Source organism: Geobacter sp. SVR (genome assembly GCF_016865365.1).
Taxonomy (GTDB): Bacteria; Desulfobacterota; Desulfuromonadia; order Geobacterales; family Pseudopelobacteraceae; genus Pelotalea.
The window spans coordinates 3436294-3460111 of record NZ_AP024469.1 but is presented as its reverse complement, the minus strand read 5'-3'; the positions used below and the strand labels follow the sequence as shown (position 1 = coordinate 3460111).

Sequence of the window (23818 nt, the reverse complement as noted above, 5' to 3'; positions counted from 1 at the left end):
GAACCCTTTATACCACGCGACATGACCCAACCCTGTGACTGCCGTCACACTTTGACGCTTCTCCCGGCTCACGACCGAAGCGGCAGAAAATATCTCGACGCGGCGATGCCTACCGCTGCGAGGGGGACCACATCACCATCCGCTTCCCGGAGATGAAGCGCCACCATGCCACGGCAATGGCGGCGTTGACCGTAACGAAATACAGCGGGACCTTCAGTACGACTCCCCGGGGCAGTGAGTTCGCCCACCATCCGACAGCGGCTATGCCGTAAAATCCGCAGTGAACCGCCAGAAGCGCCGCATACCCGGTCGATTTCAGGCTCAGGGCGGCATTGGCTGTCAGTGCCGTCGCAAGAAACAGCGGCACCAGCCAGCGCAGCAGCTTATGGCAGAAATACTGGTAGGAGAACAGGCCGTAGCGGAACAGGTTCAGGAATTCCAGGTTGTGGAACATGACGGTCAAGCCCCTCAACACGGTGCGCACCTTGCGGTCGAATTCGCGCCGCCCGTCGGAAATGTCGCGGTAATAGCCCACGGCTGCGGGATCGCTGACCCCCCTCAGTCCCATCCGGTTGCTGGCCAGCACCATCCTGAAATCGCTCTGCATATCGCCGGAAAACCCGCGGCAGACCTCCCTGCGCGCGGCAAAGAACGAGCCGCTCAATCCGACCAGGGAATTTGCCCGGGATTCGAGCTTCCGCAGCCACATTTCGTATCTGACGTAAAAGCCTTCTCCGCAGGGCTTGCCATCGCGGCCGATCACCCGGTCGACACTGCTCACGCATCCCACGCTGGGGTCGGCGAAATTGGCCACGATTTCGCTGATGCCCTGCGGATCCAGCATCGTAGAAACATCAGAGAAGACGACGATCTCCCCTGTCGCCTTTTCGAGCGCCTCCTTCTGTGCGTTTTCCTTCCCCTTGCGTTCCGGACAGACATGCAGCCCAATGCCTTGTGCGGCATATCCCCGCACGATGGCATTGGTGCCGTCGCTCGAACCGTCGGAGGTGACGATCACCTGCAGCTTTTCGCGGGGATAGTCCAGCGCAAGCGTGTTTTCAAGCTTTTCTCCGATCCTGCGCTCTTCGTTGCAGGCGGCGATGATCAGGGTAACCGGAGGCTGGCAGTAGCGCCTGATTACCGGTTTGGGACGTACGCGCCCCAGCACTTTCAGGCTGAGAGGATAGCCGAAGTAAGCGTGGACGATCAGCAGCAGGGATACGGCAAAAACCAGCTCCATGGAAGGCTCCTTGTTTTCGGAAGGGCTGTCTGCGAGACGGCCCTGGGGATCGAGAATAGGTGCAACCGGTGGGACAGGCTTTCGGAACGATTGCACCGGATCGGCTCCATTATATCGGACACGATGCGATCCGGCGGTAGAGCCGGTAGTACCGTTCAGCCATGATGCGGGCGGAAAATGCCCGCTCGGCTTTTTCTCTGGCGGCTTGCGACATTCTGCGCCGCAGTTCGTGGTTGTCGCGCAGTAGCAGGCATTTCTGCGCGTAATCGGCAGGATTGCGCCCTTCGATCAGAAAACCTTCCCTGCCGTCGTCGATGATTTCGAGAAGTCCCCCGACAGCGGGGGCCACCACCGGCAGCCCCTGCGCCATGGCTTCCAGGACCGACATCGGTATCCCCTCGTGGAGGGAGGTCACGATGTACAGGTCTATCCCATGATGGAAACCTTCCATATCGTCCAGATGCCCTTTCAGAAAAAATCTTTCCTGCAGCCCGTGCCGCTCTATCAGGGCTTCGAGTACCGGCCGCTCCGGTCCTTCGCCGGCCAGTTCGAAGCGGAACCCGTTTCGGTTGATGGAGGTGAGTGCTCCGGCAATCTCGATCATCAGGGGGTAATCCTTGACCGGTGCCAGGCGCCCTGAAGATCCGATCACCATGGGGCCCGAGCCGCTCGCCGGCATCCGCGGGGCCGGTATGTCTATGCCGTTGTGGATCACCTCCACCTTGTCCGCACTGAATGACTGTCGTTGTATCAGGACCTTGCGGATGTCGTGGGATACCGCCACCGTTTTCGCAAATCGGTGCGACAGCAGGTGAAAATTGGCGCTCGTGATCAGGCGCGTGGCAAGGGAGGCTTCCTGCAGGCATTCCGGCAGCCCGTGCTGTGTCGCCAGCAGCTCCGCTCCCCCTTGTGAAAGGCTTGTCAGGGCCGCCAGCATGTTTTCCTTGTAGCGATGCGAGTGGATGATGTCAGGGGGGGATGCCCCCAGTATCCTGCGTGCCTTCCGCGCGATATCCCAGAAACGATGATGTTTTTCGTCGATGACATGCACTTTCAACCCCTGCTCCCTCAGTTTGTTGGCCAGCGTCCCCTCGTTGAGGAGCACGACCGAGAGGGACAGGTCCTGATAGTTTTTCAGCTCTTTCAGCAGGCTGAAGGTCATTGCTTCCGCCCCTGCCCAGAGATCCCCCGACACAAGATGCAGTATGTTGAATGCTCTCCGCCGATCCGGAGCCATGGGAATCCTTTCTTTGCCGGCGCGGGCCAGGGCAATCGAGGTAATCCGACAACCATTTTCATATTCGGTGCCATTTTGTCGGTTGTGTAATTTCAGTACGTTAGTTTCGGATAGAGAGGGGGCTGCGTCAAATCTCTCGCTACAGAATGGCAGGATCCGGCCGGAAGGCCGTTTATTGTGCGGGAGCAGAGGAAAAACGAAAAATTTACCAGTGTCGTCTTTTGGGCTGTAAGGGCGGAAGCTGCGGCATCTTGTCCGGGGCTGCCGGGGAATGGCCAGGGGCAGAGGGTGCTTTTTTGTGATGCCGGTCACATAAAAAAAATGCGGATTTCTGGATAGTGCATTCACAACGTGCTGTTTCCGAAGAGGTAAACCCAGGGTAACCCGGGGACACAAAACTGCGGATCCTGAAGATTCTAGACGCTTCAGGATAGCCGGGTCGACGAAGGAACAGGTTCATCGGTAGTCACTATTGTTGACTGCGGCGATCTGTTCCTTTTTTTCGTTCAGGGAAGTTTCCGTGACGGAAAAAAGGGGAGAGCCGCATGCAAAAAGGGAGAATGTATGGAAGTATCCAAGCTGAGGATTTTTTTCTTCTCGTGTCTGATCGGCATGACAACCGTGACCGCCAGCCATGCCCGTGACGTAACCTTGCAGTGGAATGCCAATACGGAAACCACCGTCACCGGCTATAAGGTCTATTACAAGGCCGATTCGTCCGCTGCCCCCCTTAACGGGACCGGAAGCAGCCAGGGGGCCTCGCCGGTGAACGTGCAGAAGCAGACCAGTGCAACCTTGAGCGGCCTCGACCCGGCCCGGACCTATTATTTTGCCGTTACCGCCTATGATGCCTCAGGAACCGAGAGCGCCTATTCCAACATAGTAAGCGTAGCGGAAGCGACGGCGCCTAGCGTGAGCATTACCGCACCGGCAAACAGTGCGGTCATTGCCGGCACAACCAGCGTTACCCTGAATGCCAGCGACAATGTCGGCGTAAGCAAGGTCGAGCTGTATGTGGACGGAGTCCTGAACGGCACGGATACCGCAACGCCCTATCTCTTCAGCCTGAATACGCTGCAGATGGCAGTGGGGCAGCACACCCTCCTCGCCAAAGCCTATGACGCAGCCGGAAATGTCGGTCAGTCGTCGTCGGTGACGGTGACGGTCGCCACCGATACCACCCCCCCAACCGTCTCGATCACATCACCCGCTGCCAATGCGGTACTCTCCGGGACCGCGTCGGTACAGGCCGCGGCAGCCGACAACATCGGCGTTGCCAAGGTGGAGCTTTACCTGAATGGTACCCTGTACGCCACCTACGGTTCGGCCCCCTATGCCTTCAGTTGGAATACCACTTCGGTTGCCAACGGCGTGTACAATCTGACAGCCAAGGCATATGACGCCGCCGGCAATTCGACCCAGTCCACAGCGGTTTCCGTGACAGTCAGCAATACGGCCAAGGATACCACGGCGCCAAGCGTTACCGCCTTTTCAATGCCTGCAACCTCGACAACCACCAACGTACCGATCACGGCCTTCACGGGAAGCGATAACGTCGGCGTGACCGGATACTGCATTACCTCTACCAACTCCACCACCTACTGCGACTGGCTGACCACCCCCAATACCTCGTTCTCCTTCAGCGGTTCCGGTACCAAGACAGCCTATGGCTGGGTCCGGGATGCCGCCGGCAATGTCTCCGCCAGCAAGAGCGCCACGGTGAATATCGGTGCTGCCGACACCACTGCTCCGACCGTAACGGCCTTCAGCATTCCGGCCAGCTCTTCCTCCCTGACGGTGGCGGTCAGCAGCTTTACTGCCAGCGACAACACCGGGGTGACCGGTTATCTGCTCACCGAATCATCCACCCGCCCCGCAGCCTCCGCCAGCGGCTGGACGACCGCAGCCCCGACCTCCTACACCTTCGGCACCACGGGGAGCAAGACCCTCTACGCCTGGGCCAAGGACGCCGCCGGCAACGTTTCCGCCGGCAAAAGCGCAACGGTGACCGTCAGCACGGTTGTTGCCGACACCACCGCTCCGACCGTAACTGCCTTCAGCATTCCGGCCAGCTCTTCCTCCCTGACAGTGGCGGTCAGCAGCTTTACCGCCAGCGATAACACCGGGGTGACCGGTTACCTGCTCACCGAATCATCCACACGTCCCGCAGCCACCGCCAGCGGTTGGTCGGCCGCGGCTCCGGGCTCCTATACCTTCGGCACCACAGGGAGTAAGACCCTCTACGCCTGGGCCAAGGACGCGGCCGGTAACGTGTCGGCCAGCAGAAGCGCTTCCACGGTTGTTAGCCAGTCCACCTCCTCTTCCAATACCTCCATCTGGAACGGAGCGATGCCGAGCCTCGTGGATGCAGGCGCGGACAGCCCGGTTGAACTGGGGGTCAAATTCCGCTCCGATGTGAAGGGATACATCACCGGCATTCGTTTCTACAAGGCTGCTACCAACACCGGTACCCATGTCGCCAACCTGTGGAATGCCAGCGGTAAGCTGCTTGCTTCGGCAACTTTCAAAGGGGAAACCGCTTCCGGCTGGCAGCAGGTGAATTTCGCCACCCCGGTGGCAATTGCCGCCAACACCGTGTACGTGGCCTCCTACCACTCCAATACCGGCCACTACAGTTACGACAAGAACTATTTCACCGGAAAGGGAGTTGACAGCCCTCCGCTGCACGCCCTGGCAAGCGGCGTCTCCGGTTCCAACGGCGTGTACGCGTACGGTTCCGGCAGCAATTTCCCCAAATACAGCTACGTGGACACCAACTACTGGGTGGATGTGGTCTTCAAGCAGTAGGATTCTCGGTAACAACGGCCGCAGGGCCATCAAAAAAGGCCGCCTCTTTCGGGGCGGCCTTTTTTTGGGGATGGAGCGGTCTTTGACACCTGCGGCCGCATGTGCGGGGAAGACAGCCTGCCAAAAATCTAACAAACCTCCCATTTCTTTGCCTTCCCCCGTATCTGCCGACAGTTGGATACTTCATCATTCTTCTTACCATCCCGTCGCCTGGGCGGTGTCAATAGTTTTGCCTGTCTCGTCACGATAAGTGGTTGTTAAATCGGTAGTTTGTGGTTGGCCCGAAAGCTGAATACGGGTTCTTCGATGGCACCCTGAGTTCGGTGCCGCGCCCAATCTTCCCGAAGGAGCGTTGCGGATGAAAATCATGCTGCCGGTTGCCGGAAAAGGAACACGACTGCGCCCCCATACCCATACCAAGGCCAAATCGCTGGTACATGTGGCCGGAAAAACGGTCCTGGAGCATATCATCAGCCGGCTGACCAGCCTGAATGCCACGGAATTCATCTTTATCACCGACGAAAATGGCACTCAGATCAGCGAATTCATGGAAAGAAAATTTCCGGATCTCCCCTGCCGGTATATTATTCAGAAGGAACAGCAGGGGCCCGCCCATGCGGTGTCCCTGGCTGAAGAGCACATCGAGCCGGGCGAGGGGCTGCTGATCGTCTTCAACGACACCATTTTCGAGGCGGATCTGAGTCGGATGGAGCAACTCTGCGCCGACTGCGACGGACTGATCTATTCCAAGGAGGTCGACGATTACCGCCGCTTCGGCGTCAATGTGATCAGGGACGGTTTCATTGCCGACATGGTGGAAAAACCGGACAAGCCGGTGTCGAAACTGGCCCAGGTCGGACTGTACTACCTGAAGGACGGCGCTGGCTTCATGCGCTATCTTGGCGAAACAATCCGGGCCATGGAAATGGTCAAGGGGGAGTTCTACCTGCCGGCGGTCTTCATGCGGATGATCAAGGGAGGGTGCAGGTTCAGGGCACCGGAAATCGATGCCTGGCTGGACTGCGGCAAGCCGGAGACCCTGCTGGAGACCAACAGCTACCTGCTTCTGGGGCGCCACCATGTCCATGGCTCTGCCACGGATTCGGTGCTGATAGAGCCGGTGCATATCGAGAAGGGGGCCCAGGTGATCGGCTGCATACTGGGGCCGAATGTTTCAGTGGCGGCCGGGAGCGTAATAGAGGCCAGCATCGTGCGCAACTCGATCATCAACAGCGAGAGCCGCGTTAAAAACATGATTATCCAGGATTCGATCCTGGGAGAAGCGGTACATCTGATCAGCTCCGCCCGCCGCATGAACATCGGGGATCATTCCCTGATCGAGATGCAGGGGAAGTAAGGCAGGGACTAAAGGCAGTGATCAGGGACCGGGAACCAGGGACCGGGAACGTCAAAGTCTCTTTGGATCCCAGTTTTAAAGGTTTTACCGATCCCTGATCCCCGGTCCCTGATTCCTAGTCTGCCGCCTTAAAAATACTGTGCTTCTTCACCAGGTCGTACAGTGTCGGTCTGCTGATCCCCAATACCTCGGCCGCCTTGGCCATGTTGTTTCTCTGGTTCTCGATGGCCGAGATCACCATTTCCCGCTCGATCATCTCGCGGGCGTCCTTGAGCGTCAGGCGCTGCGATTTGAACATCCGCTCCTTCAGCGACTTCTGCGAAAAGGCCAGCACCTCGGGTTCGAGGATGGTCGAATCGGACATGATCACCGCACGCTGCACCTTGTTTTCCAATTCGCGCACATTTCCCGGCCAGTCATAGCTTTCCAGCAGCTTCACCGCCTCGGAACTGAAGCGGCGCACCTTCTTCCTGAACTCCTCGCTGGCCCTGCGGAGAAAGAGGTTGGCCAGGAGCATGATGTCCTCCCCCCGGTCGCGCAGGGGGGGCAGACTGATATGGATGACGGAGACGCGGTAATAGAGGTCCTCGCGGAAGTTCCCTGATTCGGTTTCTTTGGCGATATCACGGTTTGTGGCGGCAATGATCCTGGCGTCGACCGGGATGTCCTCCCGTCCACCGACCCGTTGAATGGTTTTCTCCTGCAGAAAGCGCAGCAGCTTGACCTGCAGGTTGAGGGGCAGTTCGCCGATTTCGTCCAGAAACAGACTCCCCTTGTGGGCATACTCGACCTTGCCCTGCACACGGGTATGTGCACCGCTGAAAGCCCCCTTCTCATAGCCGAACAGCTCCGATTCCAGCAGATTTTCAGGGATTGCACCGCAGTTGATCGCCATGAACGCGCCCGACTTCCTCTGGCTCAGCCCGTGGATCGCCTTGGCGACCAGCTCCTTGCCGGTGCCGCTCTCGCCGGTGATGAGCACCGCCACATCCGATGAAGCCACCTTGCGGATGGACGAAAAGACTTCCAGCATGCGGGGCGATTGCCCGATGATGCCCGCCGGGCTGAATCCCTGATGATCGAGACTGTGGTGCAGGCGGGAGTTTTCTTTTTCAATGGCGGCCAGGTGAAAGGCGCGCTTGAGAATGACCTTCAGCTCGGCAATGTCCACCGGCTTGCAATAATAGTCGTAGGCCCCGCTCTGGACCGCCCTCAGTGCATTTTCGCGGTCATCGTTGCCGGTGATCATGATGACCTTGGTGGCGGGTGCCAGATGAAGGATCTGCTCCAGGCAGCGAAAGCCCTCCTCGATGCCGCTTTCGTCAGGTGGCAGCCCCAGGTCCAGGGTCACCACCCGGGGAGAGTGCCTCCTGAAGAGTGCCAGAGCTTCTGTTCTGTCTCCGGCATCAAAGGTCTCGTATTCCTTGTCGAGTCCCCAGCGCAACTGTCGGCGAATATCTTCGTTGTCTTCAACGATCAGGAGTTTTTCCATGAGAGCCTTCCTTGGGAACTTCCGGACAGGTAATGCTACCCCTCTACCCTGATGGCTCCGGCCGGACATCTGCCGACGGCGGGCAGCGGCCGTACGTGTGTCTCCGGAAGCGCAGCAGGAGGTTTGGGCAGCCAGATGGTGAATTCGGAGCCCTTGTTCAGCGTGCTCGATACTTCGATCCTACCGCCATGTGCTTCCACGATCTGCTTGCTTTGGTACAGGCCTATCCCCAGCCCTTTTTTTTTGGTGCTCATGAAGGGAACGAACATGGCATGCCGGATGAATTCGACCGGTATGCCGCATCCCCTGTCCTTTACCGTGAAAAATATGGCATCGCTTTCACCCACTTCAACCGTTACCGGGGCCTGGCCGTCGGTGGCTTCGACAGCATTCAGCATCAGGTTGAGCGCCACTTTCTGCAACTCCTCGCGATCGACTTCCGCTATGACCGGCATGCCGGTCACGTGCAGCCGCCTACCCTTGACCAGGCCGGCTGTCTCCCGCGCCAATTGCAGCAGATCGACCGGTGCCCGTTGCAGTGCCCTCTTTTCCGGCAGATGCTTCAGGCGGGTGATCATCGCCTTCATTTTGGCCACCGTGGATCCGAGCGATGCCAGCAGGTCGCGCTGGAATGCTGGTACGGCGATGTGGTCCTGCGCATTGTCGAGCATCATCGAGGTGGCGGAAACCAGGTTCTTCAGATCGTGCATCACAAAGGCGGAAACCTTGCCAATGGCGGCCATTTCCCGGGAACGTGCCAACTGGTCCGAGAGGCGGAGATTCAACAGGGCCAGCGAGGCCTGTCCGGCGAGGGCCCTCATCAGGTCGAAGTCTTCGTAATTATAGATCTCGTTACTGTTCAAGGGCCGGCCCAGTATGATGAAGCCATCCAGCCCCTCGCGCATGAAAAAGGGAATGATGAAGCAGGCATCCTGCCGCGCCAGAAAGTCTCTGTGCCGCTCGAATCCCGTAGTCCCTCCGCCTCTCAGGTCGACAATCCAACTGCTGCCGAACATGGCCTCTATGCCGGGATTGCTGCCGCTGAAGGCAACCTGGGGTGCTTCCATCGATATTCCGACTGCCAGGTGATAGCTGTCCCCTTCCTGGCTGGCTATGAACAGCCCGCCGCTTCCCATGCCGAAGGTTTCACAGAACCCCATCACCATGGAACGCAGCAGGTCGTCGCCGGATTGCGAGGAAGAGAGACGGTCGGTGAACTGGAGCCACTGATTGCGGTAGTCGTACTTGTGCGTGTAGAAATTCTTGTTGATGAAGATTTTGATCCGGCGCTTGACGGTTTCGGAAAACAGAACGATAAGCAGGGCCAGTCCCCCCAGGAGCCCTGCCGCAATGGCCAGGGCACGCTGGACAGCATCGCCGAAATGTTTCACCCCTTCTCCCGCCAGTCCGAGAGCGATCAGGTACAGGCCCACAGCCAGGAGCACGACCGACTTGTATACCATCTGGCGGGCAACGTACACTCTGGCGCCGGTTCCGCGTCGGAGCCGCGAATATGCCATCAGGGCCACGGCTACGATCAGTACCAGTGCCCGGGCCGTGGTCAGATCCATATTGATGGTGCGAAAGAGCAGGGCCTGGCTGTAGTAAATGATCAGAACGGAGATGTAGGCCCCGGCTGCCAGTAATTCGAGTTTTATCTTCCACCGGTTGCTCACATTGGTGTGCACCAGAGTCATTTCGAGATTGATCAGCGGGATGACCAGGTAGAGCATGATCAGGGTATAAAAGAGCATTCCCGCACTGCCGAGAAAGAGCGTGCGCTCACTGGCAAAGTCGGGAGAGTAGAACAGCGAGTCGATCGGGATCAGAAGCATCAGCCCCGCAAAAAACGGGGAAAAGGTCAGCAGCAGCCTGAGAGGCAGCGAGATCGAGCGGAATTCGGTCTGCCGTATGTAGCTGAGGGAGAACCAGAGCAGCACCGGCGGCAGGAGAGCCTCCGTTACCAGGGAAAATCGTTTCCAGAAGTAAACCTGCTCGGGGTCCGACAGTGCCAGCAGATCGAACAGTTCGAGGGCGGCAGCCAGACACAGGGCGCACGGCAGCGTTGGGAGAGAGTTGAGCCTGTCCCTTCGCACGACCGAATATACCGAGAATATCATCGCAGTCACGATGGCTGTGATGGAGATGGCACTTGTCATCTTGAATCCACTTTCAGGCAGTGTGGGATATGGTTCACGCTTCCTGGGCTGGACTCTCGAGTTCCGAACCCGGAGGCCTTGCAGTCCGGTCGACCGCAGGGCGCCCTTGTTGTCTGGATCAGTGGCGATTGTCTACCCTGACCCGGCTGATCTCAACGGCTTGTTTTGGCCGGAGCAGGCCGTGATTGTCAGAGCGGCGGTCCGGAGCCGTGCGTTCGGTTGGAGCCGGATCGGCATCGGACAATACCTGTTCCGGTATCACAAATCATGCCATGCTATAAGCCGAGTGATATCAAGTGTTTGCGTTGTATGGGGGTGAAGCGGGTTTTCAGCTCTTTTGCATGGCTGTGCCGAGACTACGGATGCTTGCTGCGGAGGAGGGCTGTAAAGCCAGTTTCTGAGCGGTGCAAAGAAATTTTTGGCTGTTAAGATTGGAGCTGGGGGATTCTGTCCGCGAACGGTGCATCCGATGGCGAGGAGGAGAATTACCAAGCATCGGCGCCGATCAGCGGTACGAAGCGGACCCCGCACAATTCCTCCTGGCGGAACTCGTGCTCATCCGTGCGCCGAACCCGGAACAGCACCTGCATGTGCGAGGATGACCCGACCGGTATTACCATCCGGCCGCCTATGGTGAGTTGTCCGAGCAACTGCTTCGGCACATGGGGGGCACCGGCAGTGACTACGACGGCATCATAGGGGGCCTGCTCGGGCCACCCGAGCGTGCCGTCCCCCAGGTGAACCGTCACATTGTCGTACCCGAGCATCCTGAGGCGGCGATCGGCACTCCTGGCAAGACTCTCCAGGCGTTCGACGGTGTGGACGTGGCCTGCCATCCTGCTCAGCACCGCGGCCGCGTACCCGGAACCGGTGCCGATCTCCAGCACCGTGTCTGCAGGGGTGACTTCCAGCGCCTCGATCATGTAGGCAACGATATAGGGCTGAGAGATGGTCTGTCCGTCTCCGATGGGCAGAGGGTTGTCGTCATAGGCAAGGTCCTGCAGGTTGCTGTCCACAAAGGCCTCGCGGGGCACTGTCCGCATGGCCGAGAGAACGGCCGGATCGCTGATGCCTCTCCCGGCCAGATGCTCCCGGATCATGATTTCACGCCGGCCATCCAGGGTTTTTGAAAAAGGGAGCTTCATCGCAGTCCCCTGTGCCTGTCACGATGCTGCCGCAGGATGAACATTCACCACAGTGGCTGAGCATTCGTGGCTCGTAGATATTCGTTTACCGGAGGAGCTTTTTTACCTCCACGGAATAGTTGCTTTCCTTTCCCTCCAGATCATAGGCGGTCACGGCAAAATAGTAGGTACCGGGCGCCAGCCCGTGGATGGTGTATTTAGTGGCTGCTCCGGCATCGATCACCGTGGTGTATGATCTGGATGCCTTCCCGTAGTAGACCTTGTAACCCGCCAGGGTTTTTGGCCGTTTTCCCGCGGCATCCACCACCGGATTCCATATCAGGACAGCCGTCTTGCCCGGCGTGCGGGTTTTTTCTCCTTCGACCGGTTTCGGCGGTGCGGAATCGTCGGTCAACCCTCTGTCCGGCTGGCCGGCGCAGAAGGCGATCAACAGTGCAATCAGTGGCATGTACCGTCGTGTGGTCATGGGTGTGCTCCTGACATCAAGGGTATCAGATTTGACCGGTCCTTCAAGGACGATGACCTCAGAACCGGGAGGGAACAGAGGATCCCTTTTTGATAATATAAATAATTATTCATTTTGTGGCTTGACTATCGGAACGTTGGGCTTACACTATGAACAGACAACGGAAGTGATCTTTGAAAATTGCTCTGGAATTTACGTAATCTGCTGTTGTGGAATCTGCCGATACTATTTCGCCAAAAGTTCCAGGTACAAACGTGGTGAGCAAGCCCTCGTGGTGAGTTGGAAGCTGGTGACAGCTTCGATAACGAGCTTATCCTGTTTATCAGGACACAGAGAAGGAAGCCTGAAGCGTTTTCCAGGGAAAAGGTAACATCGAGGGCAGGTGACGTAACGCCTTACGGAATTCCGGAGCAATCTAATCATACCTGAGTCCGCTGCGCAGACCATTTTCTCTGGCGCTCGGGCATTTCCGGTTCGCGGATTCAGGCATACACGAGAAAAACCGGGTGGGTGTGTTGAAGCCATCCCATCAGAGCGCCGGCCGCGAGAACACAACAGCCCCTGAAACCATCGTTTCAGGGGCTGTTGTTGTGGCAGGGCCATAGGTGATCACGTGCAGCGGTGCCAACGCGCGGCAAGTGGTCATTGCGGAGGTGCGCCGCTCCCTGGCAGCAGTCGGTTTTCTTCTTCCACCAGCACCGGCCGGAGCCCTGGAAAGTTTCGCAGGTCCTTGCTGCCGCATTCGACGTAGGAGATGCGGTCGATGTACAGCCCTTCTTCGCCGCGGCAGGCAGAGGGCGGGGCCTTGAAGGCCGTGCCGTTCTGCTGGCAGCCGGCAGTGCCGCCGACACAGATCCTGCGTATTCTGACCAGGGCATAGCGGGTGACTGTGCGCTTTTCAACCGCTTCACGTTTCGGCTGGGGAGGGGAGTCGATGACCGGAACGATGACCCACCACCCGCTGATTGCGCCCCCTTCGTCGAACTCCTTATTGGATGCGTCGGTATTCGGGTTGTACATCATCGATTCTATGTCGCGCAGCCCGCGGTTGTCGGCATCACTGGTCGTAAAAATCTCTTTTCTGCATACCTCCTGCGGGGGAAGATCCATGCAGACGACGTCGGAAAGGCTCCTGTCGTTCAGGGAATGGAGAAGCGAAGTGTAGATGTAGCGATTGTCGCCCTGCTGCCCGGCATCCAGGGGATCGCGGCTCATTTTCCGTTCCGGGATCGTACAGACGTTGGGATAGCGGCAGGCGGGGTCGCAGTCGCCGACATAGAGGGCGATGTTGGCCGTTGCCATCGGCGGCAGGGCGGCGACGGCGTCAGGAGTGAAGTTGGCGGTTTCCGAGCCGGTGAGTTTGGAAAAAATGCTGCCGAGGGTCCCCAGGCCGACCGCTTCATTCTCGGCGGTGCGGCGTGTTCTGATCTGCATGGCATTGGCCGGAGCGACACCGGGGGTGTAGGTGCGGGAGACAGTGTCCCAGAAGCCGACGGTTATGTCGTTCCCCTCGGCCAGGCGATTGAGTCCCCTGTTGGCGACTTCTATCAGAGCGGTCGCATGGTGCGTGCCTGAAGCGGCCTCGATGGCGGCGGTCCGGGCGGCGGGCTGCAGCAGGTCGGAAGCGACATCATTCGCCTTCTGCGGGTCGGTCCTGATCTGTGCCAGCATCCGCTGCTTGATCGCCTTGGCTCCTTCCAGCGATGATGTCTCCGCAGCGCTCCTCAGATCGTCATCGGTGACGTACATATACCCTACGTCGATCGCCAGGGCCGCGAGGGCGAGAAAGACCACCACCAGGATGCCTATATAGGCGGTGTCCATCCCCTGTTCTTCCTTTTCCTCCTCCTCCATCGTTCCCCCCTGTCGTGGTATGCGCCGATTATAACCGCAATCGTTCCATCACAAAACAAAATCGGGGCACATGCCGAGCATGGGCCCCGATTGATTGTGGTCAAACCCCAACAACAGTCTGTCAGTGGCTTTTTTCCAGGGCCGGAACCGGCTCGCCGATGGTGACCGTGACTTCTGCAGCCTTTTTCTCACCCAGGAAGATGGTGAGAACAGTGCCCATGGCCAGGAGCGACCCTGCCAGAATGAAGGACTTGTTCAGCCCGCCTGGCTGTGCGCTGAGCATTTCGGAGATGCGCCCCATGACGAAGCCGCCGACCCCCCAGGCGGTGAAGAGGACGCCGTAGTTGAGGCCGTAGTTCTTGAAGCCCCAGTAGTCCTTGGAGAAGGAGGGGAAGAGGGCCAGGTTGGAGCCGTAGTTGAAACCGATGAAGGTTGCCACGAGGACCAGCAGTGCCGCGCTGCCGGAGCCGATGACCGGGATGGCTGCGAACATCAGGAGCGCCTGGAAGGCGAGCATGATTCTGAGGGTTGCCCTGCGGCCGATCTTGTCGGAAAGGATGCCGGCCACGATGCGGCCGGCGGCGTTGCCGACAGCCATGATGGCAACGGCTACGAAGGCCATGTGGCCCATGCTCTTTTTGGCCAGGATGGCAACGCTGCCGATGACCATGAGCCCGGCGCCCGCGCCGATGAAGAAGTTGGCCCAGAGGAGGTAGAACTTGGGCGAACGGAGCATTTCGCCGACATTGGCGTTGTGGACCTCTTTCTTGGCAGCCGGCTTGGCGTCACCTTTGGTTGCCGGCTCGGCCGGGACGAAACCTTGCGGCGGATTGACCAGCAGGAAGGAGAGTCCGCAGACCAGGACCGTGAAGCCGCAGCCGAGGAAGAGCATCGACTTCTGAATGCCGTAGGCTTCCAGCAGGTAGCTGGAAAGCGGGGCGATGTAGACCGGTGCGAGGCCGAAGCCGGCAACGACAGTGCCTGCAATCACGCCGGTCTTGGACGAGGAGAACCATTTCAGGGCAGGAGGGGTGGCTGCGGCATAACCGAAACCGAAACCGGAGCCTGCCAGGAGTCCGAAGCCGACCAGCCATGCGACGTAGCTGTTGGAGTAGGACATCAGGGTAAAGCCGCCGCCGACCAGCAGCCCGCCGATGAGGGCGGTACGGGCAGGACCGATCTTGTCCTGGCATTTCCCTGCCACGATCATTGCGAATGCGAAAACGAGGCAGCTCAAGGCGTACGGGTCGTTGATGGAGGAGAGGCTCCAGTGGAAGGCGTCAGGGCCCCCTTTTTCGATGGAGGCCTTGATGGCTCCTTTGAAGATGCTCCATGCATACAGCACGCCGAGCGCCAAGTTGATGCCGAGACCGGCCATCGTCACCTGCCATCCTTTGTTTGTAGATGTATTCGACATCTCGTCCCACCTCCGTTTTGGTAATGTTTGGTATGTGCAAATTATATGAGCAACATGTATACCAATGTTCTAGAATCTGGTAAGACAAAATAATAGTGATTGAATTCAGTTGGTTGGGAGTTTGTTTGTCAGAGGCGTGGCCGGGGCGGGGAAAGCGCGTTTTCGTCGTTATGCAAAAATGGGTTTTGGCAGCTGATTTGTTTTTTAGAGAAAACAGACGCAAAAACGGCAGCTTTAGAAGATTTGCATTGTGCGAAACTGCCTTTCGCAGAAATGCAAAAGTGATTCGCAAAAACCGACAGCCGCATCCGCCGCCTGAGGAGTATGGGAGGCCGTCACTCGTGCGGCCCCTGCATGAACAGCACCCCAGGAGCTCCTGTCTCTCTTGGTAAAAACAGCAAGCCCCGCCAGAAGAGACGGGGCCTGTCGTGATCCGCGGGGCCGTTTATAGGGGAGTTGGCTGAAGTGTTACATGCCGATGCCGGCAATGGTGGTATTGCAGTGCGGACAGGTGCCGTGGCGGATCATGTTCGATCCGATCGTGTACCCATGGCGTTTGACCAGCATTTCGCCGCAGGAGGGGCAACAGGTGTGTTCTCCCCCCCGGCCGGGGACATTTCCCTCGTAGACGTAGCGGAGGCCCGCGGCAATGCATATGTCGCGCGCCCTGCGCAGTGTCTCGACCGGAGTGCGGGGCCGATCGGTCAGGTGGTGGGTAGGGTAGAACTGGGATACATGCCAGGGGGTATCTGCCCCCAGATTATTGGCGATGAACGAGGCAAGCGCCTGCAGCTCGCTGTCGCTGTCGTTCAGCCCGGGAATGATCAGGGTGGTCAGCTCGATCCAGATCCCCTGTTTGCGGTACTCGACGATGGAGTCCAGTACCTCGTTCAGGCGCGCCTTCACTATGTCCCGGTAAAAATTATCGGAAAACGCCTTCAGGTCGATATTGGCGGCATCCAGAAAGGGGGCGATGGTTGCCAGCGCCTCGGCGGTGATGTAGCCATTGGTGACAAAGACATTGGCCAGCCCCGCCTCACGGGCCAGCCGGGCGGTGTCGTAGGCGAACTCGAAGAAGATGGTCGGTTCGGTGTAGGTATAGGAGATCGAGCGGCAGTCGCGGCTTGCGGCACGGCGGACGATCTCCTGCGGCGTCACCTCCGCCCCGTAGACCGGAGATTCCGGATCCACCTGCGCTATGGAGTAGTTCTGGCAGTGGCGGCAGCGGAAGTTGCAGCCGAGCGTGGCAATGGAATAGGACAGGCTGCCCGGCATGACGTGGAACAGCGGCTTCTTCTCGATCGGATCGACATGCTCGGCGCAGACTTTGCCGTAGACCAGGCTGAAGAGCGTGCCACCCCTGTTTTCCCTGACAGCGCAGATTCCCCGGTGGCCGTCGGCGATCAGGCAGCGGAAGCGGCAGAGGCCGCAGCGTACCCGACCATCGCTTTCGCGCTCATAGAACATGGCTTCCTTCATCGCGTCTCCCTGCTGCCCTCAAAAAGGTTGTTGAAAAACGGGCATCTCGCCGCCGTCCTCGTCAGCCCTCTTGTGCGGCGTAGCGCTGCTACGCCTCCGCGGGGCTTCCTGCGGTTGCGACGATCTCCCCATTTTTGAACAACCTGACATCTCAACAACCTCTTAATTCTATCCTCTTCGAGGATCAATTCTAAGGCAATGAACGCGGATTTGCGTGGATGCTGCGGATCCACGCGGATTTTTATTTTTTGTTTAAATCTGCGTAGATTTTTTTCACATCCGGCCTTTTTTTAGGCCCGGTTTGTGGGTCCGCGTTCCCTTGCCTTTGGTCCTGGTTCTTCGCTTCGCTATTTTTGCGGTATCAGTTCCGCCTCAATGGGCACAGTGGAAGTGCCGGGCGCCGTGACTCAGCTTCTTGATGACCGGGCCTGATACGCAGGCAGTGCACTCGACCTGCAGCGTAGTGTGGGAGATGTGAAACCGCTCCTGCAACATATGCTCTATCTCGTGCAGCAGCCTGGCCTGGCGTGGTTTGAAGCTCGGTTCGACGTCAATATGGGCCGACAGGGCCACAATGTGGGAGCAGATGGTCCAGATATTCAGGTGATGAACATCGCGCACCCCTTCCATGGAGCGGATACTGTCGGCGACAGCGGCAATGGTCATGCCGCGCGGGACCCCCTCCAGCAGTATGTGGGTCGATTCGCGCAATACCCGCCAGGCGCCGAAGAACACCACGCCGCCGATGCCGATGGAGATCAGTGCGTCCACCAGGTACCATTTCGTGTAGTACATGATGACACCGCCGATGATCACTCCCAGCGATGCTGCGGCGTCACCCATGACGTGCAGAAAGGCGCTGCGAACGTTGAGATCGTGATGGGAGTGCTGGTGCAGTGCCGAAGCCGCCAGCAGGTTCATGGCCAGGCCGAGGGCGGCGATTATGAGCATCGGCAGGCTGTTGACCTGTTCAGGCCGGATCAGCCGCCCGGCTGCCTCGTAAAAGATGCCCCAGGCGATCAGGAAAATGGTGACGCCGTTGATAAAAGAGGCGAATACCTCGGCACGATGAAACCCGAAGGTGCGGGTTTCGCTGGCCGGGAGCGAGGAGAGCTTGATGGCCCCCAGCGACAGCAGCAGGGCGAACAGGTCGAGAAACACGTGCGCGGCATCGGACAGCAGGGCCAGTGAGTTGGTCCAGATGCCGCCGGCGATCTCGGCGATCAGGGTGACGGCAGTAAGCACAATGGCCCAGATCAGTCTCCCTGAGATGCTCTTGTCGGGATTGTGATGGTGATTTTCCATGCGCTTATTCTACCACAACCCTTGCCGACTTTTCCAGAACCGGAAATCAGTGATCGGGGACCAGGGACCAGTAACATCAAAGTTTTCAGATTCCCCGTTTTAAAGGTTTTACCGGTCCCTGGTCCCTGGTGCCCGGTTTTCAGAATGCGACGTCCCAGCGCTTGCTGAGGCGGATGGCGGCGTTGATCAGTCCCACCATGCTGTAGGTCTGGACGAAATTCCCCCAGTGTTCGCCGGTCCGTACATCCAGATCTTCGGACAGGAGCCCGTGCCGGTTGCGTTGAGCGAGCAGGTTCTCGAACAGGGAACGTGCCTCGTCATGGCGCCCCAAGGCCACCAAGGCATAAATATACCAGAAGGTGCAGATGACAAAGGCATTCTCCGGGAAACCGAAATCATCCTCTTCTATATAGCGGTAGATGTATTCCCCGTGTTTGAGTTCCCCTTCGATGGCAGCGACCGTGGAGGCGAAGCGGGGATCGTCGGCAGCCAGAAAGCCGAATTCGTTCATCAGCAGCAGGCTGGCATCCAGGGTCGTACCGCCGAATGATGCGGTAAAGGCGCCCCTTTCCGCATTCCAGCCCCGTTCGGAGATGACCGAATGAATCCGCTTGGCATGGGCGCTCCAATAGCCGGCACGCTCCAGCAGGCCGAGACGGGTGGCGATTTTTGCCAGACGGTCGCAGGCCGCCCAGCACATCAGGCTGGAGAAGGTATGCACCCGCAGCGTGCCGCGCAGTTCCCACAGGCCGGCATCCGGCTGGTCGTGCACCTGGACTGCCCGCGCTCCCAGCGCCTCGAGGCGGTGGAACAGGTTCACATCCCCCCGCTGGGTCAGGCGCTGGTCGAAGAACACATGCGTTACTGCCAGGATGGCTGAGCCATAGACATCGTGCTGGATCTGCTCGTAGGCCTGGTTTCCGACCCTGACCGGGCCCATCCCGCGATATCCGGGTAACGAGTCGATCAGGTACTCCTCCAGCCGGGCGCGGCCATCGATGCCGTAAACCGGCTGGATAAAGCCTTCCGGCGCCCCTGCCACAACATTGACCATGTAGCTGAGATAGCGCTCCATGGTATGGGTCGTTCCGAGCCGGTTCAGGGCATTCACGACGAAGTAGGCATCCCGCAGCCAGCAGTACCGATAGTCCCAGGTGCGCGGCGTGTCCGGTGCTTCGGGAATCGACGTGGTCATGGCGGCGATGATGGCGCCGGTGTCATCGTACGTGTTCAGTTTGAGGGTGATCGCAGCGCGTATGACCGCCTCCTGCCATTCAAAGGGGATGCCGAGATCGCGCACCCATTTGTGCCAGTAGGAGAGCGTCTCGTCCAGCGAGCGGCGGGTCATTTCTGTGATCGACTCTGTGGTGGTTTCGTCCGGCCCGAAGATCAGGCTCAAGCGATCCTCGATGAAGAAAGGGATTTCCTGCAGGATCGCGGTTATCGAGGCATCCGTGGTCAGGCGAACGGTCCGGCCCGGGGCTACGTAGCGGATATGGTTGCTGCCGAAGGTCGTTTCGCAGCGCTCCCGTCCATAGCCATGGGCAGGCCGGATGCGCAGGATGATGCGGGGATTGCCGCTCAGGCGCCGGATCTGCCTGATCAGCATTGTCGGCATGTACATGCGATTGTGATGCCGGTACCGGGGGGCGAAGTCGGTCAGTTCGATCACCCCTCCCTGAGAATCGGACAGGCGAGTCTGCAGCACCGCTGAATTGGGCAGGTACTGCTGGTCCGCCTGTACCTGATCAACCAGCTCGATCGAACAGTAGCCGAAGCCTTCGCCTTTGGCGTGATCCCGCAAAAGCGAACAAAAGGCCGGGTCGCCGTCGAAGCGGGGCAGGCAGCACCAGACGATTTCACCCTCCTGATCCACCAGCGCGCCGATCTGTCCGTTGCCGATCAGCGCCAGATCCAATGTATTGGTCATATGGTTCCTTTCAGGAACCAGGTTGAGGTTACGGTTGAGGTTAAGGAAATTAGAACCTCAGCCTTCCCAATCTGGCACTCTCTGGAATCTTGGGGAAAAGGTCGAAGCTGAGGTTAAGGACGTTTCTCAACCTCAACCTGGGTTTTTTCACACGTAGAACCGGCGTTCGTCGCTGCCGCGCAGCGCTTCGTGGAAAAGGGTCAGATACTCCTGCAACTGTCTGGTCAGCAGAAAGTTTTCCCGGATGAACTCCTTGGCCTTTACGCCGATCTCTTTTCTGAGTTCGGCATGATGCAACAGGAACCTGATGCGATGGGCCGCCCCTTCCGGCGTGTTGACCAGAAAACCGGTGTGGTAGTTGACCACCTGGCGGCGGATGCCCCCCACATCGCCCCCGATCACCGGTTTGCCCTTCCAGAGCCCTTCGGTGACAGTCAGACCGAAGCCCTCCTTGGTCGATTTCTGGATGACAATGTCCGCCAGGCGCTGCAGGGCGTTAATGGTGCGATGGGCATCGGGAGGGAGTAGCAGGATGTGGATGTCTGGATCGTTGGCCGCTGCCTCGGTTACTTCGTCCAGCACGGCCTTTCCCTCCGGATCGTCCGTAGCGCCTCCGCCGGCCAGCACCAGTTGCAGGGGGATGATCTTGCGCACCAGGTTGTAGGCCTCGATTACACCGACGGGATCTTTGAAACGGTCGAAACGCGAGATCTGCGTGACCAGCGGGCGGTTGGGGTCAAGTCCGAAACGGGCCCGGACCTCTTCCAGTTCGCTGAACGGCAGGTCGCAATTCTTGTCGCTAAGCGGATCAATGCTGGGGGGGACGATGAACTGGGGATGGGGTAGCGGATGAGCGAAATCGTTCATCGAAAAGATGCTGGCATCGTAGCTTTCCAGGAAAGGCTTCAATTCCTTCCAGACCGGACGATAGGGATGGCTGATGTCGATGTGGCCGCGCCAGATCCATTTTCCCTTGCGCTTTTCGCACAGTTTCAGCAGGGGGGCGGGCTGCGGATCGTGGATCACCACGATGTCGGCCTCTTCGAGGAGTTCTCCCAGCAGTGCATGATTCTGCCTGTTGACCCCCAGAAAGGTTTCCCATCCCGCCGGTGTTATGGCGGCCGGATAGCCCTGGAGGCCGTTGTGAATCGATTTGGTGACGTTGAAAAAGGCGCCCGTGCCCTGAATCACTTCCCAGCGGGCATCGATTCCCATGTCGCACATCAGCGGGACCATCCAGTCCAGAATCTCGGCTACCCCACCCCCCTCGCGCGTGGAGTTGACATGTACCACCCGCTTCCCGGCCAGCCCCTTGCCCAGCTGCCTGAGACGATTGATCACCGGCGCTCCGACGATGCCTTCGTATGCTTCGAGATAGCGGGTCATGGGGTTTCTCCTCGTGCCGACAGCAGGCCGACCAGCTCGCTTTTCAGTTCGGAGAGGGTGAAGAAGGTGAAGTCGATGGAACAGAGCGCCATGATGTCTTTCTCGTACTCTGCGCCGAACTCGAGCAGCCATGAGGAAAAGTCGTCCATCCCCGGCGGTTCCCGGCGCTGTGCCTCGAGATAGTGGAAGAAGATGCTGCTGTTGGTCATGCCCCTGATGGCCGTTGCCAGCTCGCGCGGATGCTCGATCCTGCGCCCGGTGTCGAACACCACGGTGGTGGCTTCGGTAAAGTGGAATTCCGCTCCATTGGGGGCGGTAGGCACGTACCACAGCTCGCTCAGGCGCTCGTCGATCAGGTCGATTGTTACCGCCCGCAGGTCCTCCAGATCGGGAAAGCGATAGGGATCCAGGATGCCGAGGCGTTCGGCCAGCACCCGATCCCCCAGGTGCAGTTTCACCCACACGGCAAAGTCGTTGCGGTAATCGGGGTTGTCGAAGGTGGGGGTCATGGGCGTTTCACAAAAGTGATGGTAGATGACATTCGGGTTACAGATGGCGAGCCGGTCACGCAGTTCTCTCAGGTTCACAGCCGCCGAAAGGCCGCTCATACGGGTCAGCAGCGCACAGTCGCGTATCTCGAAGGGTTTCATGGGGAGGATCCTTTCAACCTGAAGCAGCAGGCGCGCCGCCGCTGGAGCATAAACACAGGAATGAACAGGATTACGAGGAAAGATCGAAGCTGATCTCTACGCGTTATAGATTATAGCAAGGAATGGAAACTTGTGAACAGAAGGGAGGAAGGGCAGGCACGAGGTATCCGGCATGAGTCTGCGGCAGTCGCTCCGCAGGGCATTGCCGGACTCCCCGGCCCTTTGATACACTTAAAGAAAGGCCTGTTGCTCGAAACTGACCGGGCAGACAGGATGGAAGGGGAATTTCCTATGACGGATAAACCGTGTGCCGGCGGCAGGGACAAAAGCGGTGAGCCGTGCCCGTGCTGCGAAACCGATCAGTCCTGCGGATACTGGTGCGAGACGTGCCGGCGCCCTGTGGCGGAGAAGCGCTGCCCTCTGTGCGGCCTGAAGACCAAGAAGATCGGGCACTGAGGTCCGCTGAGCAAGCGGTACGGCGGCTTGTATCCAATTACGCCGTACAATGCCTGTGAATCCGTAATCGCCCCTGCCCGAAGTTTTTACCGGAATCAGGCGACACCCTGCTCCAAGGTGAATGTGCGGCTACACTTCAATCCTGAATTCCGCGCCCCCCTCGACATTATGTACTGTGAGGGACCCGCCCATGTTTTTTTCGATTATCGTCTTTGCCATGAACAAGCCCAGTCCTGTGCCATGGGCCGGCCCCTTTGTCGTGAAGTAAGGCTCAAAGACATGGTCAATGATAGCTGCAGGAATGCCGCCGGCATTATCCGAAATGGTTACTGCTGAGCGCCCGTTCACCGCTGCGATGGAGATTGTGATGGTCGGATCCTTTATCCTGCGCTCTGCGCATATGTCCTTGGCATTCTGCAGAATAACCAGTATCACCTGGGCATATTCGTTTTCATATCCATTACAGTAGGGCATCTGCCCATTTTCCCGTATGTGGATGGTTACATTCTGGCTTGCCAGCCCGGCCTCCAACAGACCTACCGTTTTCCGGATCGCCTCGCTCACATTGAAATCTGTCCTGGATTTTTCGGGCTTGAAGAAGTCGCTGAAGTCACGGATCGTTCTTGACATGTGTTGGATGACCTGCATCGCTTTTGCCACATTTTCACCGATGTCCAGCTCATGCAGGTTGCTCATGTCGTTGTAGACCTTCAATTGCTGGACCAGCAGTCCAAGGTTGTTCAATGGCTGCCGCCACTGATGGGCGATGTAGCTGATCATCTCCCCCATCGCCGCCAGGCGGCTCTGTTGTATGATCAGTCGGTCCTTCTCCCGCAATTCCTCCAGCGCGAGAGCCCGCTCGGCTGATTCTTCCCGCAGCGAATCCACCGCGCGGGCGAGCTCAGCCGTTCGCTCGTCAACCCTCTGCCGGTATCGCTTCATCAGTTCCATTGATCCAGAGACCAGTCCGCAGAATACGATGAAAACTGTCAGAAGGACAATGTCAACCTGATCATGGAGCCACAGGCTGTGAACGGGAGGTATGACATAATAAATGGCAATGGCGGCCGACAGAACTGTCGCAAGAATTCCGGGGAGGAGACCGCCGTACCAGGCGGCCAGCAAGACGGCGGGATAGAATGTGACAAAGGGGGCACGATGGCCGAACCAGTAAAAGTAGTTTAGTCTTGTCATATAGGCCGCCCCTACGAGGAGCGCCGCTATGGCATAACGGAATGGCCGATGTTTGAGGATGTATTGGAAATGGGACGGTAGATCGGAGAACGGATGAGTGGTCATATTTCCATTAATTCATATGAAGTTTTGAGATCGACTTGTTCAAATAGCCAAAACGGTTGAAACCTGAATGGGAGGGGCCGATTGCCACCATCGACGAACCGATTGACGCACGAGGATTACAAGAAGCCCGAGGATTTT

17 protein-coding genes and 1 riboswitch are annotated in these 23818 nt (G+C 58.4%); of the genes, 3 read left to right on the top strand and 14 right to left on the bottom strand.

Annotated features, from left to right (window positions below; genetic code table 11):
* Window positions 1-109: 109 nt before the first annotated feature.
* Both GSVR_RS16180 and GSVR_RS16175 read right to left on the bottom strand, forming a co-directional pair.
* On the bottom strand, window positions 110-1240 hold the full coding sequence (locus tag GSVR_RS16180) for a glycosyltransferase family 2 protein (RefSeq protein WP_173200298.1): 1131 nt from the start codon (window positions 1238-1240) through the stop codon (window positions 110-112).
* A 109-nt stretch (window positions 1241-1349) separates the two neighbouring features.
* On the bottom strand, window positions 1350-2402 hold the full coding sequence (locus tag GSVR_RS16175; RefSeq protein WP_239077354.1) for a glycosyltransferase family 4 protein: 1053 nt from the start codon (window positions 2400-2402) through the stop codon (window positions 1350-1352).
* A 432-nt stretch (window positions 2403-2834) separates the two neighbouring features.
* Window positions 2835-2924: riboswitch (cyclic di-GMP riboswitch) on the top strand.
* A gap of 117 nt (window positions 2925-3041) precedes the next feature.
* Between GSVR_RS16175 and GSVR_RS22250 the strand changes: the two genes are divergently transcribed.
* Together GSVR_RS22250 and GSVR_RS16165 are read left to right on the top strand one after the other, a co-directional pair.
* Window positions 3042-5285 carry a DUF4082 domain-containing protein gene (locus GSVR_RS22250; RefSeq protein ID WP_173200294.1) on the top strand — a complete coding sequence of 748 codons (2244 nt, stop codon included), beginning with the start codon at window positions 3042-3044 and terminating at the stop codon, window positions 5283-5285.
* Between the two features lie 358 nt (window positions 5286-5643).
* Window positions 5644-6642 (top strand): nucleotidyltransferase family protein, encoded by a 999-nt coding sequence (locus GSVR_RS16165; RefSeq protein WP_173200292.1) that lies wholly within the window; start codon window positions 5644-5646, stop codon window positions 6640-6642.
* A gap of 115 nt (window positions 6643-6757) precedes the next feature.
* On the opposite strand, the gene prsR is transcribed toward GSVR_RS16165, so the two are convergent.
* From prsR to GSVR_RS16110, 11 genes are all read right to left on the bottom strand, one after another.
* Window positions 6758-8134 carry a PEP-CTERM-box response regulator transcription factor gene (gene prsR, locus GSVR_RS16160; protein WP_173200290.1) on the bottom strand — a complete coding sequence of 459 codons (1377 nt, stop codon included), beginning with the start codon at window positions 8132-8134 and terminating at the stop codon, window positions 6758-6760.
* 35 nt (window positions 8135-8169) lie between these two features.
* A complete protein-coding gene (gene prsK / locus GSVR_RS16155; RefSeq protein ID WP_173200288.1) occupies window positions 8170-10293 on the bottom strand; it encodes an XrtA/PEP-CTERM system histidine kinase PrsK in 2124 nt (707 codons plus the stop codon).
* A gap of 485 nt (window positions 10294-10778) precedes the next feature.
* Window positions 10779-11438 carry a protein-L-isoaspartate(D-aspartate) O-methyltransferase gene (locus GSVR_RS16150; RefSeq protein ID WP_173200286.1) on the bottom strand — a complete coding sequence of 220 codons (660 nt, stop codon included), beginning with the start codon at window positions 11436-11438 and terminating at the stop codon, window positions 10779-10781.
* Window positions 11439-11523: 85 nt separating this feature from the next.
* Window positions 11524-11904 (bottom strand): fibronectin type III domain-containing protein, encoded by a 381-nt coding sequence (locus GSVR_RS16145; protein WP_173200284.1) that lies wholly within the window; start codon window positions 11902-11904, stop codon window positions 11524-11526.
* Between the two features lie 642 nt (window positions 11905-12546).
* Window positions 12547-13758: a Tad domain-containing protein gene (locus GSVR_RS16140; RefSeq protein WP_239077353.1), complete on the bottom strand. Its 1212-nt coding sequence runs from the start codon at window positions 13756-13758 to the stop codon at window positions 12547-12549.
* Between the two features lie 121 nt (window positions 13759-13879).
* A complete protein-coding gene (locus GSVR_RS16135) occupies window positions 13880-15175 on the bottom strand; it encodes an OFA family MFS transporter (protein ID WP_173200282.1) in 1296 nt (431 codons plus the stop codon).
* Window positions 15176-15643: 468 nt separating this feature from the next.
* Window positions 15644-16654: an AmmeMemoRadiSam system radical SAM enzyme gene (gene amrS / locus GSVR_RS16130; protein ID WP_173200280.1), complete on the bottom strand. Its 1011-nt coding sequence runs from the start codon at window positions 16652-16654 to the stop codon at window positions 15644-15646.
* Window positions 16655-17026: 372 nt separating this feature from the next.
* A complete protein-coding gene (locus GSVR_RS16125; protein ID WP_173200278.1) occupies window positions 17027-17959 on the bottom strand; it encodes a cation diffusion facilitator family transporter in 933 nt (310 codons plus the stop codon).
* 139 nt (window positions 17960-18098) lie between these two features.
* The gene (locus tag GSVR_RS16120; RefSeq protein WP_173200276.1) at window positions 18099-19889 is read right to left on the bottom strand and encodes a glycoside hydrolase family 15 protein; all 1791 of its coding nucleotides are present in this window, start codon (window positions 19887-19889) and stop codon (window positions 18099-18101) included.
* 147 nt (window positions 19890-20036) lie between these two features.
* Complete coding sequence (locus GSVR_RS16115; RefSeq protein ID WP_173200274.1) at window positions 20037-21275, bottom strand: glycosyltransferase; 1239 nt, start codon at window positions 21273-21275, stop codon at window positions 20037-20039.
* On the bottom strand, window positions 21272-21925 hold the full coding sequence (locus GSVR_RS16110) for a DUF5752 family protein (RefSeq protein WP_173200272.1): 654 nt from the start codon (window positions 21923-21925) through the stop codon (window positions 21272-21274). Before GSVR_RS16110 ends, GSVR_RS16115 begins: the two co-directional genes overlap by 4 nt.
* Before the next feature lie 291 nt (window positions 21926-22216).
* Between GSVR_RS16110 and GSVR_RS16105 the strand changes: the two genes are divergently transcribed.
* Window positions 22217-22381, top strand: coding sequence for a hypothetical protein (locus tag GSVR_RS16105; RefSeq protein ID WP_173200270.1), 165 nt, complete (start codon window positions 22217-22219; stop codon window positions 22379-22381).
* A gap of 129 nt (window positions 22382-22510) precedes the next feature.
* Here GSVR_RS16105 and GSVR_RS16100 read toward each other — a convergent pair whose 3' ends face one another.
* Window positions 22511-23680: a sensor histidine kinase gene (locus tag GSVR_RS16100; protein ID WP_255569606.1), complete on the bottom strand. Its 1170-nt coding sequence runs from the start codon at window positions 23678-23680 to the stop codon at window positions 22511-22513.
* Window positions 23681-23818 lie beyond the last annotated feature (138 nt).